We start from the raw sequence: 13,844 nt of genomic DNA, 5'->3' as shown, positions 1-13,844 counted from the left end.
TCAATAATTTCATATATGTTCCCTAAAATACTTTCAATCTAGTTAATAAATTTTTTTCTATACTTTCCAACATTATAAATTATACTATATTCTTATAGTTTTGACAACTGAAAAAATTACAATATAATACATTTTGTTAAGCAAAATGTATTATATTGTAGATAATTCCTATATCCTATATATTTCTAAGTTTTCTTAATACTATTTTTTGTTCCACTGATGCTACCAATCTTCTTGTATATCCCACTGTATCTGGGTTAACACTCATACTGTCAATACCTTGTTCCACAAGGAATTCTGCAAACTCTGGGTACTGGCTAGGCCCTTGACCACAGATTGAAATAGTTTTTCCATATTTATGAGCAGCTTTTATAAGAATTGATATAGCTCTTTTTACTGCTTCATTTCTTTCGTCAAAATATCCCATATTATTCAGTATTCCTGAATCTCTATCTGCTCCCATTACAAGTTGAGTAAGGTCGTTACTTCCAATACTAAATCCATCTACCATCTGAGCAAATTCTTCAGCTTCAAATACTACTGATGGTACTTCTGCCATTATCCATATTTTAAAGTTATTATTTTGTTCAAGTCCTTCTTCTGCCATTATTTCTTTTACTTTCTTTAATTCCCATGTAGTTCTTACAAAGGGTAACATTGCATATACGTTTGTTAAACCAAATTCTTCTCTTACTTTTTTTAGAGCTCTACACTCTAGTCTAAAGCCTTCTTCGTATTCTTCTGAAATATATCTAGATACACCTCTCCAACCAATCATTGGATTTGCTTCTATAGGCTCTACCTCATCTCCACCTTTTAATCCTCTGAATTCATTAGTTCTAAAATCAGACATTCTAACAACAACTGGTCTTGGGTAGATTTCTCCTGCTACCATTTGGATACCCTCTGCCATTTTATCTATCAATAACTGTCCTTGCCCTGTTTTCACTAAATACATGGGATGGGCTCCTATCATATTTGTAAATATAAACTCTGTTCTCATAAGACCAATACCATCTAAAGGTAAATTTTTATATCTTCCTATTAATGATGGTTCTCCAAGGTTCATATAAATCTTTGTAGCTGTTATTGGAGATAATCCTGCTAATATTTCTTCACTAATACCTACTGAACCACCTTCAGCTTTCTTTTCTTCTTTTTCTTCTAATACACTACCCTCATAAACTACTCCTCTACTTGCATCAACTGTTACTTCTAAGCCTTCTTTCAAAATTTCACTAGCATTCTTTGCACCAACTATACAAGGTATACCTAATTCTCTAGATACTATTGCAGCATGACAAGTTCTTCCTCCATCATCTGTAACTACTGCTGCTGCCTTTCTCATTGCCGGTACCATATCTGGATTTGTCATTACTGTAACTAAAATATCTCCATCTTTTACTCTTCCGATTTCTGATATATCTTTAATATTTCTAACTTTTCCTCTTCCAATTCCAGGAGATGCTGGTAAACCTCTAACAAGCATCTTCAATTCTTTTTGCTCTTTTACTTCACTCACACTAACCTCTCCCTTCAAAGTAGTTATTGGTCTTGACTGTAATATATAAAGTTCCTTAGTATCTCTATCAAATCCCCATTCTATATCCTGATGACTACCATACATTTCCTCTATTTTTAATCCGTAATTTACTAAAGTCATTATTTGTTCATCTGTTAAACATTGATTACTTATATGACTTTCATCTAAATAATCAATAACCCTTACTTCTTCTGTACCTACCCCATCTTTTCTCTTTATTACCATAGTGTTTTTTTCCGCTATATGCTTTTCTATTACTTCTTTTAATTTTTTATTTACCAAGTATTCATCAGGTGTTACTATGCCTGATACAACAGCCTCTCCTAATCCCCAACTGGCATTTATCATTATTTCATTTACATTACTATTTACAGGATTAGCAGTAAACATAACCCCTGCCTTTTCACTATTTACCATCTTTTGAATTACAACTGATAATGAAACATCAAAATGATCAAAATCCTGCTTCACTCTATAGTATATAGCTCTAGCAGTCCATAGAGATGCCCAACATCTTCTAACGTGTTTAATTAACTCTTCCTCACCACTTATGTGTAAATAAGTATCCTGTTGTCCCGCAAATGAAGCCTCCGGTAAGTCTTCAGCAGTTGCGGAACTTCTAACTGCTACTTCTGGGTTATCTAAATTAATTTTCTCACTAAATTCTTTATAAGCTTTTAAGATTTCTTCCTTTAAATCTTCTGGAATTATTCCATTATTTATTCTGTCTTGAATGGCACGACTAGCTCCTTGTAACATATCAGAATTTTCTTCATCTAACCCTATGATTAACTCCTTGATTACCTCATCTAATTCTGCATAATCAATAAAATGAGTATATGCTCCTGCAGTTATACAAAATCCAGGTGGAACATCTAATCCTTTTTGTGTCAATTCTCCTAGGTTTGCTCCTTTACCTCCTACTACAGGAATATCATCTTTATCAATCTCATTAAACCATTTTATATATTTATAATCGCCCATTAGTGTAGCCTCCTAATTGTTTTTATATTATATATTATAGCATTTATATTTAAATACGCTATACTATATAATGTTTTTTTTATTAATTTTTTGTAATATTTATCTGATATTATTTGGCAAAATAAAAAAATCCCGTTTTATACGGGATTTTTCCATCTAGTATTTTCTAGTATTTTAGAAGCAGAAACTTTCACTACAGAATAATACAACTAACAATAGGAAGAAGAATAATAATGAATCATCTTCTCTATCATTGAAGCATCCTGAACTTGTAAATAATACAACTAGTAGCAGGAAGAAGAATAATAGTGAATTGTCGATTCCACAACCTCCAAATATACCTTGGTTTTCTCCTCTCACTCCTAAATCTTCAGTCATTATAATAACCTCCTTATATTTATTCCTCACTTTATATTATGAAATCTGTATATAAGTGGTTACTATAATTTTAAGGCTTTATTCTCCTGAAACAGATATATTATTTAACTTTATGGAAGGGGAACCAAAGTATCCTAAGTTTGGAAAACCAAACTTTAAGTCATTTCCTATGGCATCAATATTATTTAACACTTCAAAGAAGTTTCCTGCTATGGTTATTTGATTAATTGGTCTATTAATTTTGCCATCTATTATTTCATATCCACTTGCCGATAGAGAAAAGTCTCCTGATATAGGATTTAATCCTGAATGTAATCCAGCTACATCTGTTATATAAACTCCTCTCTCTATACTTTCTATTAATTCTTCAAATGTATTATTACCTTTCTCTATATAGAAATTTGTAGGTGAAATAGATAAGGATGATTTATATGAACCCCTAGCTCCATTGCCCGTTGACTCCACTCCATCTTTTTTAGCTGTTTTCCAATTATATAAATAAGTAGTTAAAACTCCTTTATCTATAATTTTCTTATAAGTAGTTTTTGTTCCTTCATCGTCAAAACCACGGATAAATCCTTCTTTTAAATAGGGGTCATCTACTATAGTCAATAAAGGGGATGCAACTTTAGTTCCTACTTTATCCTTCAATAGAGACATTCCTTTTTGTATATAGTCACTTGAAAAAACAGAAATAAAAGAATCTAATAGGTCTGCAAATACTAAGTTTTTTATTACTGATGGATAGCTATTTGATCTAATAGGTTTTGCCCCTAAACTAGAAATTGCCTCATCTACAGCTTCTTTGGCAATGGCTTTATAGTCTATTTGGCTTATGTCCCTAATCATCCTAAAACCCATACCTGTCTTAATATCATCTCCATCCTTTGCTATTACTACAATGTAAATTCCCGCTCCATTTAATCTATCTGATAAGTCCACACCCTTTGTATTTACAATATACCTCGATTTATCAAACTCCTTATAGCCACATTGTTGAATTGAAGTAACTCTTTCATCAAGGGATAAAGCCTCTATTTCCAATTTTTTTACTAAATCTATTTTTTCTTCTATAGAAGTAGCAGACAATTCTTCACCATAGGAGTTAATTTCTTTATATCCATCTGACCCCTTAAATATTTCCTCTTTATCTTCAGTATCTATATATTTAGCATTTTCATAAGCCTCATTAACTATCATATCAATAGAGGACTCATCTATTTTTTCTGTATAAGAATATCCCATTTTTCCATTATGAATCCCCCTTAAAGATAGACCGCCTGATTCAGATATACTATATTTATCTATTTCCCCTTTAAATATTTTTATTTCAATTTGCTTAGAGCTTTCTATATATACCTCTAAATCTTCCATTTTTTCTTTTCCCTTATTAAATATCTTATTGATTAATTCCCTATAAGCCATATTATTCATCCCCCATTCTTCCACCAACTGTTAGAGATTTTACTCTAAGAGGGGGCTGACCTAATCCTGCAGGTATTGAACCACTATCTGCACCGCACATTCCTTGACCTAAAGATAAATTGTTTCCTACCATATCAATCAGCTCTAAGACTTTAAGTCCATTACCTATTAGTGTAGCACCTCTTACAGGTTTTAATATCTTTCCGTTTTTAATTAAGTATCCCTCCATAACTGCAAAGTTAAAATCACCAGTAGCAGGGTTTACGGACCCACCATCTAACTTTTTAGCATATAATCCATTTTCTGTACTAGATATTATTTCATCAAGATTAGAATCTCCCTTTGCTATATAAGTATTATTCATTCTAGATGTAGGAGCAAATTTATAGGATTGTCTTCTTCCTGAACCAGTAGATTCCATATTCATTCTTTTCCCATTTAATTTATCAATCAAATATGATTTTAAGACACCATTTTCTATAAGTAGATTTCTTTTTGTTGGAGTTCCCTCATCATCTATATTCGTAGTTCCCCATTCATTAGGCATTGTTCCGTCATCTATGGCAGTTAATAAAGGTGATGCTACTAATTGTCCTAATTTATCTGTAAATACTGATGTACCCTTTGATATAAAAGCAGCTTCTAGGGAATGTCCACAGGCCTCATGGAATAATACTCCTCCAAATTCATTATCCATAATTACAGGCATAACTCCTGATGGACAATGATCTGCATAAACCATAGCCTTAGCAATTCTTGAAGCCTCCCTTCCAACCTCTTCTACATTAATCTTATCGAAGAATTCGAAACCCATAGATGCACCTGGACCATAGGATCCTTGTTGCATTTCTCCATCCTTAGATGCTACTGATCCAACTGAAAATCTCGTCCTAACTCTCCTGTCTTCAGCCAATAAACCCTCTGTATTAGCTATAAGTACACTTTGTTCCTCTTCAAGATAATTTACTATAACTTGTGATATAACTGAATCATAACTTTTGGCAGCCTCATAACCTTTCTTCATTAAATCTATTTTTTTCTTCTTCTCCACAGATGATGGCATTATTTTAATTGGATTATAATTAGTTATATCAGATTTCATAAAATTTAATTTTAAATCAATGGATGCATTTTGTAATGCTGATGCAGCTTCTTTTGCTACCTTTATTAAGTTTTCCTCTGTCGAATCATTTGTAAAGGCATAGATACAATTTAATTTATCAATAATCCTAATACCTACTCCATAATCTCTGCCTGACATATTATTTTCAATAAGTCCGCCAACTAATTTAATATTAGAATTATACTTATCCTCAACAAATATCTCTGCAAAATCTCCACCTTTACACAAGGCAGCACAAAGCACATTCTCTATAATTTTTCCATTTAGCAATGAAATTCCTCCTTTTTTAATATTTATTTGATATTATATAACATTAAGTAAATATTTGGAATATTATTCTAATTTAAAAAATAAAAAAGTTTCTTTCGAAACATTTTAAGGTAACTTCTTTTGAAACTCATTTGTAGAATCTTCCTAATTCATAATAAAAAAACAGCAGATAATCTGCTGTTTTTTAGAAAAAGTCACCTAGGAAGCATATTAATATAAGTATCCATATTATGTTATCTCCTCCAAATAATCCACCTAATCCTCCACGACAATGATCACGGTCACAATCGCAATCACAATCAGAATCGTTATTACACAACAATAAGAATATCACGATAATAATTAGTATCATATTATTATTATCTTCGCAACCAAATAAACCATTTAACATATTTAACCCTCCCTATATTAGATTAATATATCTTATTCTTATGGGGGGGTTTTGGTTACATTAGTTATACTAATCCTTTTTCTTTTCTAAGCTCAACAATAGATTTAGTAGATATATTTCCTCTTGGAATATTTAATAACTTAATCATAGCTTCAAGTTCATCTTCAACATTAACTTCAATTTCCATATAAGGTTCAGGATAAGTTAAATCATCCCATTTGTCTAAATCAAACCTTACATTATTTAAGGTATATGAAGTTCTTTCTTTAAATCCTTCTTGATAAACATAGTATCCTAAAGAATTTAATATTTCTAAAAGAGCCTCTTTATCAGTTATATCTGTATTGATTTCAATATTTTCCCTAATACCTTCCCTATTGATGTTTTTCTTCATAGTTAATGTTAACTTAATGTTATTAGTCAATAATGATTTAGTCTCTCTTATTCGTAAGTAACTGTCTAAGCTATTTTGAATAAATTCTTCCTTAGAATCAATTAATGTATTTACTTGAACCTCTTTATCTATTAATGTAGCACCTAATGTCTTTAACTTTTTTTCCATCTCATTTATATCTATATTTAATATTTTTACTTCAAGTTCTTTCATCTTAATGTTCTCCATTAACCTTTATAGGCTTTTTCATCTACTATAATAGTCACATCAGGGTGAAGTAATAGAAATGATGCTGGTAATTTAGTAGTTACTCTATTGCTGTTTAGCAATTCTTTTATGATAGGAGCTTTCTTTTCCCCACTGGCTAAAAGTATTATTTTCTTCGCCTTTAATATAGTTCCAATTCCCATAGTTATTGCTGTCTTAGGCACTTCATCCATTGAATCAAAAAATCTTGAGTTAACCTCAATAGTACTTTCAGTTAATTTAACAATATTTGTTCCAACAGATAAGGTTTCTTCTGGCTCGTTAAAAGCTATATGTCCATTTTGTCCTATTCCTAATACTTGAATATCTATTCCACCTGCTTCAGCTATGGATTCATCATATTCCTTACAGCACTCTTCTACATTTTCTGCCTTTCCATTAGGTACATGAGTGTTTTCTTTGTCTATATTAATATGATTAAAAAGCTCAGTATCCATAAAATAGCCATAACTATTTGGATTATCTTTAGATAGGCCTACATACTCATCTAGATTGAAAGTTTTAACCTTTGAAAAATCTAGGCCCTCTTCTTTGTGAGCCTTTATTAATTCTTTATACATTCCAATAGGCGTACTTCCAGTAGCCAAACCTAAAACTATCTCTGGTTTTTTTGATATTTCTTCTTTAAATATTTCACCAGCTTTCTTGCTCACAGCTTCATAATCTTTTTCTACTAATATTTTCATCTTTTTCACTCCTCTAATATTTTTTTTGGCATGAAATCAATATAATCACATGATACACAGTGAAATTGAATTTCATCTATATTACCTTCAACAACATATCTATGCCCTTCAGAATGTAAATGTCCATATATACATATATCCACATCATAGTCTTTCATAATATTTACAAATTCATTTGTACTAAGATTTGGATTAAAGGGCGGATAATGAAGTACCACTATGATTTTTTCTACCTTATTTTGTAATGAATCCAATGATAATTTCAATCTATTTAATTCTCTATTGAAAATTTTTTGATTTTTTTCATCAGATTCGTTGGTATCTATTGAAGTCCATCCTCTCGTTCCTACTATTCCCACATTTCCATATTTAAAACTATTGTTTTGAATAAATTCAATAGTTTTAAACTGAAAATCTTTGAGTTTTTTTAAGCTACTCCACCAATAGTCATGATTTCCTTTAATAATTATTTTCTTCCCAGGAAGACTTTCTATTTTCATTAAATCATCATAGGCTTCTTCTAATTTTAATGCCCATGATATATCTCCTGCCAACAGAACTAAATCATCTTCTCCTACGACTTCCTTCCAATTATCTATAATTTTTTCTTCGTGATTCAACCAATTATCTCCAAATATATCCATCGGCTTTTCACCTGTATTATCAAAATGTAAGTCTCCAATAGCAAATATCAAGTTACCACCTCTTAATGTTGTTGATGAACATGAAACTAGACCCTAGTATTTTCAATACACTTTAAGTCAATGTAATCCTTTAACTTAAAGTAATTAAATTAAAATCTACTCCTAGTTCATCTAATATTATATTCTCACGATTGTGACATGTAAATAAAATAATTTGTCTTTCATAACTAATTTCATATAAAAATTTCATAATGTTTTTTAATCTATTATCATCATACTGAACAAAACAATCATCTAAAATTAAGGGAAGTTTATCTCCAACCATTGAATTAGTTATACCTAATCTCAAAGAAAAATATAATTGATCTATAGTGCCACCACTTAAACTATCTATTCCTATTATTTCCCCGGTAATAGGATTTTCAATGCTAATATCTAACTCTTCACTTATTCTAACTTTATTATATTTTCCATCTGTAATACTCTCGATAATTTCGCTGATTTGTTTATTTATACTAGGGGCAAATTCATGGTGAATATCCTTCGATAACTCCTCTATAGTTTTCACTGCAAGTTCTAAGGACTTAGTCTTAAACTCTAGTTCAGCTTTATATTTTTCTCTTCTTTCTAATTCTTCTTCAACTTCAACAAGCTTATCTATATTCTCTCCCAATAATTTTAGATTTTCTTCTACTCCCCTTAAAGCAATTTTAATATCTGAAATACTTTCATTAGTTCTTTCAATTTCATATCTTAATTGATTTTTATCTACACCTAATAATGTCCTATCTAAAGTTGTAATAAGCCCTTTAAGTTGTCCTTTTAAATCTTCTACGGAGTTTTCTCCCATTGTCTTAAATAAAAGTTCTTTTTTAACTTCTAATTTCTTTAAGTATTTTTCATATAAATCCTTTTTATCTAGACCTTCTCTAAACCCCTGAATATTATTAACATTGTTTTTATATAAAATGTCCTTAAGCTTATTTTCAATGTCTTCTTTTTTAAGCCTTCCTTCATTAATTTTCTTTATTAAAAAATCTTTTTTGTTGTTTAGTTCATTATATAGCTCTGAACTTTCCTTATTTCTATAGCTTTCCATTTGAATCTTATCAAGGAATCTTTTAAATTCTATCTTATTTTCAATATTATATTTTTGTAATAATTCTCTTTGTAATATCTCTATTTCTTCTATTCTTTTCCGATTTTCTTCTTCCTCAGTGTAAATTTTATCTATTTCAGTCTTTGCCGTTTCCCTAATCACTTCTATTTCTTTAGATTTCTTTGATATGTATATTAATGAAATAATCAAAGGAATACCTATAGTAAAAATAATATATTTTTTAAAGACAGTTCCAATAAACAATAAAATAATTAAAGCAACACTAATAACTATTTTATTAAGTCTATTTTTAGATAATTTGCTTTCATAATTAGTATAATCCCTTTTTAAGAATTCAATTTGATGATTGTCTTTAGCATATAGAACCTTATGTTTTTCTTCTTCCCATTCTTCAAAAGTATTATAATCATTATTTATTTTAACTATTTTCTCCTCATTGTCCTTATGGTCATTCTTATAATTCAGCTTTAATTTATCTTCTATTTCAATTAATTCTTTTTCCTTATCAAGAATATTACTATCTAAAAATACAATAGAACTATTTAAATTAATGATTTCATTATATTGGTCTATGGAAAAATTTGCATAGTCCTTTAAATCTAATATTTTATTTTCTATACTTTTTATTTCATCTAATAATATTTCTGCTTCTTCAAGGATTTTTGCCTTTTCCAATATTTCAGCTGCAGCTAATTTATCTTTTAATTTAGAAAGTTTTTCTGTCTCTATATTAAGCATATTTTTTAATCTAGCTTCTTCTTCTACATAGGATTCATAATTCTCTTTCTCTATTATTATGTTTTTTCTTTTTTCTTGAAGTTGCTCTATATACTCTAGATTTCTAGCATAGGGTCTTGTATAAGCCTTATCAGTACCTATATCTGCTAGTCGTATCTTTAACTCCCCTATTGCCTCATCTATAGATAGATTATCATCTAAAGCTGTCGTAACATTTATCATCTTTTCTGTTACTTCATTGGCTAGTTTCTCATCTGTTTTAACGTCTAATTGTTTGATAAATATGGTATTGGAAAAAACTCTAGTATTAAATCCAAAGAAATGGATTCCCGGCTGAAACACCCTACCTTTTCCCACATCAATATCTTTCGTAATATCTTGTCCAGTGACTTCATCAATAACTTTAGTTCTTTCTTCTCCCTTTGTAAAGTTTCTCTCTATTCTATAGTATTTTCCATTATGTTCAAACCTTATGATTCCAGCATATTTATTGCTATTCCATGGATTATATTTTTCATGTTCTTCTAAATATAATGTAGATTTTACATTAGGTCTTAAAAATCCATAAAAGATTCCATGAATAAAGCTATGTAAAGTCGATTTACCCACTTCATTTTCTCCATAGATAATATTTATACCCTTGTCTAGAAGAAAACTTTTATTCTCAAACTTCCCAAATCCAAGTAAATTAAGTTCTTTAAGAAGCATTTTATCATCTCCCCTTTAAGAGCACTTCTAATCCAGTATATAGCGCATCCTTAACTACTGGATCATCTAAACCTTTATCTTTCATGGTTTCTATAAACTTTCCGATTATATTATATTTGTTTTCCTCTGATAATTCCTCTAAATCATAATCCAATATAGTATTATCTATTATCTCTAAATGATAGAAATCCCTAGATAAATCTTTCTCCAAGTTTTTAATTTCTAAATCTCTTTGCATAAACCCAGAAAGATTTACTCTATAAAAGTCTACGTTTTTATCACCTATATCTATATCTTTGATGGCTTCCATTATGTCTATATAACCCATGTCTTCATCTATAGTCATACTGGTTTCCATAAACTTTCTCTTGCTAAAAGGCATGAAGTGAAATCTAGTCTCTTTGTTTTCTATAACTCCTTCTATTATACCCCTCTCTCCTATTTCTCCAAAATCTAAGGGTTCTGGACATCCACTATATGCTATAGACTCTGAAATAATTTGTGGCTTATGTATATGACCCAGCGCTATATAGTCCATATTTAACTTATTTAATTCTTCTAGTTTTAATGGAAGATATGATGAACTATTTCCTAAATCCCCATGTAATACAAGTATATTATTTTTAGTATTATCAATATCTATTTCAGAAAATATTTTATTTTCTTTTATTTCCATAGCATCCCAGCTATATCCATATATTACAGTATTTAAATCTTTAAATTCCTTTTTTTGAATCTTATTTCCATTAAATATGGTCACATTTTCCGTCCACTCTATTTTATCATATAATGATTTTCTTCCTCTATAATCATGATTTCCAGCAGATATAATTATATTAATGTTTTCTGCCCTTCTAAATGTATCTCTAATCCTAGTAATATCACCTATGGTAAAGTAATCATCTTCAAATAAATCTCCTGCTATTAATAAAAAGTCTACATTAGCGTCCTTTCCATATCTTACTATTCTTTCAAATGTAGACCATAATTCTCTTCTTCTTTCTGCTGCCTTTTCCTTCTTAAAGGATACATTTTTAAATTTAAACCCAAGATGTAAATCCGCTGTATGAATAAATTTAACCATGAATTCACCTCCAAGCCTTAGTACTAAAATTATATCATAGTTGTATATCTAATTTCCAATAAAAAGAAAAACTAGCTAATATTAAGCTAGTTTCAAATAGAAGATATTTACTCAATCATCCTTTTCATTAATATAATTTTAGTTATTTCTATGACTCTAATATCCAATTTTCTATTTCTTTTGAAAAACCAGAACTAAGTCCTTCTTTTCTAATTCCATAGATATATGATTTTATGGGCCTGTTATAATCGTATTTAAATATCCAGGATTCCAATATCTCTTCATCATAATACTTATATATAAAATTTACAATATAATATCCTATGGAATAAATGTCTATTTTTCTAAGCTCTAGATAATCTATATTACCTTCCTTTAACTTCAATAATACACAATCTAATACTTCAAATTCCTCTTCTACCTTTTCCATTTTCTCTTTAGTAATCGTTCCTATGGGATCATTTTTCCTCAAAATTATTCCATGCTGTATGAGTAAAGCTATTCCTTCTTCTAAAATCTTTCCTAAAACTTCATATATATATTTTTTAGTATCTCTAGTAAGGAAAACCTTAAATTTATTTTTAAATGGTATAATTCTACAATGAAATAATTCATGGCTTATAATTTTAATTAGTTCATCTATTTCATTAAAGTATTTTATATAATTAATAAATACATCCTTCCCATATACTGAAAATCCACCGTCTATTCCACCTATATAAAGATAAATATTGGAATTGACCTTTATACTTTGAGGAATAAAGGTTTTAATTCTTTTTAAGGCATATTCCATAATTAATTCTTGATGTTCTTCTATATAGTTTAATCTATATACTATTATATTTATATTATTCTTTATTATATAGAAGTCATATTTATCTTTATAATCGATTTGAGTCTTTAATTTTATTATTTCTTCAGTTATAGTATCTTCACTTGTCTTTCTATTAAAAGTTTTTTCATGTTGAATAAAACCTCGAACTTCCTTAGTCTTAACAAACTTAGTTAACTTTTTATAATCTATTTTATCTTCCTTCAATATATTTATCAGTATTTTTATACTTTCCATATGAATTTTCACAAAAAAAATCCTTTCTTAAAGCATTATAATAAATATATATGGCTTTAAAAAAGGAGTATTCTATATATAATTAATAATTGATTGAATATATGTCTATTTGTCCCATAATTCTTTTTATATCACTTATTTCAGTGGCTTCCAGATCAGGATCTATATTAGTCACTATACTAAAGGCTTGTCCTAATTTCATTGTCATTTCCAAGTCATAATTTCTATCTATTCCAAGGGCAAATCCTGCTATCATACCACTATGGTCATTACCTAGATTACCATCATAATGAGGAATTTCAACTCTGTAGCCCTTGTCCTGCCCTAAGACTATGCTGCCTTTCTCTTGTAAATCAATGATTACAAAACCTACTCCCCTGTCAAGAATGTACTGTCCTGATTTAATGATTTGATTTTCAAAATCTAAGGTTACATTCATCAGACCTTCCAATTCCCTTTTACTTAGGACTACCATATAAGGTGAAGCATCTATTCCATACTTTATTTTATCTTCTGTTCCATCTAAAATAAATTTTTTTCTTTTTTTGTTGGCTAGTGTTATTAAATCAAAGTAAATATCTTTTGGTACACTTGGATGAAATGTTGATCCTAATCCACATATAATGTCCATATTTTCCATTAATCTAGAAGATAGATTATAGAACTTAACCAATTCTTCCCTAGTGATTCTAGGAGCTTCTTCCATTATATTAATATAATTTTCCGATATATCTTTTAGTTTAACAATAGTTCTAATATCTTCTTTAATACCAACAAATTCATGAGGTATACCTGCATCTTTTAACTTTGTATGGAAGTATTCTCCATTTATACCTCCTAAAAACCCAGTAATAAATGAATTTTCATTGAAAATATTTAATAGCCTAGCCACTTTTATTCCTTTACCAGATAGATTATAAGTAAAAGAATTAGCTTTAATATTATCTCCTATGGAAATATTATCCACAATATATCTTTTTTCTATGGCAGGATTTAAATCTACGGTTAAAATCACATTTA

Annotated in this window: 12 protein-coding genes; all 12 read right to left on the bottom strand. The window is 29.2% G+C overall.

Annotated elements, in window-relative coordinates; all coding sequences use genetic code 11:
• Nucleotides 1-175: 175 nt before the first annotated feature.
• The 12 genes from ppsA to RBU61_RS04525 all read right to left on the bottom strand — a co-directional run bounded on the left by ppsA (nucleotide 176) and on the right by RBU61_RS04525 (nucleotide 13,839).
• Nucleotides 176-2,527: a phosphoenolpyruvate synthase gene (gene ppsA / locus RBU61_RS04580; RefSeq protein ID WP_308878400.1), complete on the bottom strand. Its 2,352-nt coding sequence runs from the start codon at nucleotides 2,525-2,527 to the stop codon at nucleotides 176-178.
• 174 nt (nucleotides 2,528-2,701) lie between these two features.
• Nucleotides 2,702-2,905, bottom strand: coding sequence for a hypothetical protein (locus RBU61_RS04575; RefSeq protein ID WP_308878399.1), 204 nt, complete (start codon nucleotides 2,903-2,905; stop codon nucleotides 2,702-2,704).
• A 78-nt stretch (nucleotides 2,906-2,983) separates the two neighbouring features.
• A complete protein-coding gene (locus RBU61_RS04570) occupies nucleotides 2,984-4,330 on the bottom strand; it encodes a TldD/PmbA family protein (protein WP_308878398.1) in 1,347 nt (448 codons plus the stop codon).
• 1 nt (nucleotide 4,331) lies between these two features.
• Nucleotides 4,332-5,723 carry a TldD/PmbA family protein gene (locus RBU61_RS04565; protein ID WP_308878397.1) on the bottom strand — a complete coding sequence of 464 codons (1,392 nt, stop codon included), beginning with the start codon at nucleotides 5,721-5,723 and terminating at the stop codon, nucleotides 4,332-4,334.
• Between the two features lie 184 nt (nucleotides 5,724-5,907).
• The gene (locus tag RBU61_RS04560; protein WP_308878396.1) at nucleotides 5,908-6,114 is read right to left on the bottom strand and encodes a hypothetical protein; all 207 of its coding nucleotides are present in this window, start codon (nucleotides 6,112-6,114) and stop codon (nucleotides 5,908-5,910) included.
• 64 nt (nucleotides 6,115-6,178) lie between these two features.
• Nucleotides 6,179-6,721 carry a class IV adenylate cyclase gene (locus tag RBU61_RS04555; RefSeq protein WP_308878395.1) on the bottom strand — a complete coding sequence of 181 codons (543 nt, stop codon included), beginning with the start codon at nucleotides 6,719-6,721 and terminating at the stop codon, nucleotides 6,179-6,181.
• Nucleotides 6,722-6,735: 14 nt separating this feature from the next.
• Nucleotides 6,736-7,461, bottom strand: a complete 726-nt coding sequence (nagB, locus tag RBU61_RS04550) for a glucosamine-6-phosphate deaminase (protein WP_308878394.1) — start codon at nucleotides 7,459-7,461, stop codon at nucleotides 6,736-6,738.
• A gap of 5 nt (nucleotides 7,462-7,466) precedes the next feature.
• Nucleotides 7,467-8,156, bottom strand: a complete 690-nt coding sequence (locus RBU61_RS04545) for a metallophosphoesterase (protein ID WP_308878393.1) — start codon at nucleotides 8,154-8,156, stop codon at nucleotides 7,467-7,469.
• 79 nt (nucleotides 8,157-8,235) lie between these two features.
• Entirely contained in the window at nucleotides 8,236-10,671 is a 2,436-nt protein-coding gene (locus RBU61_RS04540) for an AAA family ATPase (RefSeq protein WP_308878392.1), read from the bottom strand.
• Nucleotides 10,672-10,675: 4 nt separating this feature from the next.
• Nucleotides 10,676-11,755 carry a DNA repair exonuclease gene (locus RBU61_RS04535; RefSeq protein ID WP_308878391.1) on the bottom strand — a complete coding sequence of 360 codons (1,080 nt, stop codon included), beginning with the start codon at nucleotides 11,753-11,755 and terminating at the stop codon, nucleotides 10,676-10,678.
• Between the two features lie 148 nt (nucleotides 11,756-11,903).
• Nucleotides 11,904-12,836: a DUF5700 domain-containing putative Zn-dependent protease gene (locus tag RBU61_RS04530; protein WP_308878390.1), complete on the bottom strand. Its 933-nt coding sequence runs from the start codon at nucleotides 12,834-12,836 to the stop codon at nucleotides 11,904-11,906.
• Nucleotides 12,837-12,906: 70 nt separating this feature from the next.
• Entirely contained in the window at nucleotides 12,907-13,839 is a 933-nt protein-coding gene (locus RBU61_RS04525; RefSeq protein WP_308878389.1) for a PfkB family carbohydrate kinase, read from the bottom strand.
• Nucleotides 13,840-13,844: the final 5 nt, after the last annotated feature.

It is taken from the genome of Tissierella sp. MB52-C2 (assembly GCF_030931715.1).
Classification (GTDB): Bacteria; Bacillota; Clostridia; order Tissierellales; family Tissierellaceae; genus Tissierella.
This window is presented reverse-complemented; position numbering and strand designations above follow the sequence as displayed.

Coding starts and splice junctions, on each gene's coding strand:
- ppsA (WP_308878400.1), bottom strand. CDS start 2,527: ATGGGCGATTATAAATATATAAAATGGTTTAATGAGATTGATAAAGAT.
- RBU61_RS04575 (WP_308878399.1), bottom strand. CDS start 2,905: ATGACTGAAGATTTAGGAGTGAGAGGAGAAAACCAAGGTATATTTGGA.
- RBU61_RS04570 (WP_308878398.1), bottom strand. CDS start 4,330: ATGGCTTATAGGGAATTAATCAATAAGATATTTAATAAGGGAAAAGAA.
- RBU61_RS04560 (WP_308878396.1), bottom strand. CDS start 6,114: ATGTTAAATGGTTTATTTGGTTGCGAAGATAATAATAATATGATACTA.
- RBU61_RS04555 (WP_308878395.1), bottom strand. CDS start 6,721: ATGAAAGAACTTGAAGTAAAAATATTAAATATAGATATAAATGAGATG.
- nagB (WP_308878394.1), bottom strand. CDS start 7,461: ATGAAAATATTAGTAGAAAAAGATTATGAAGCTGTGAGCAAGAAAGCT.
- RBU61_RS04540 (WP_308878392.1), bottom strand. CDS start 10,671: ATGCTTCTTAAAGAACTTAATTTACTTGGATTTGGGAAGTTTGAGAAT.
- RBU61_RS04535 (WP_308878391.1), bottom strand. CDS start 11,755: ATGGTTAAATTTATTCATACAGCGGATTTACATCTTGGGTTTAAATTT.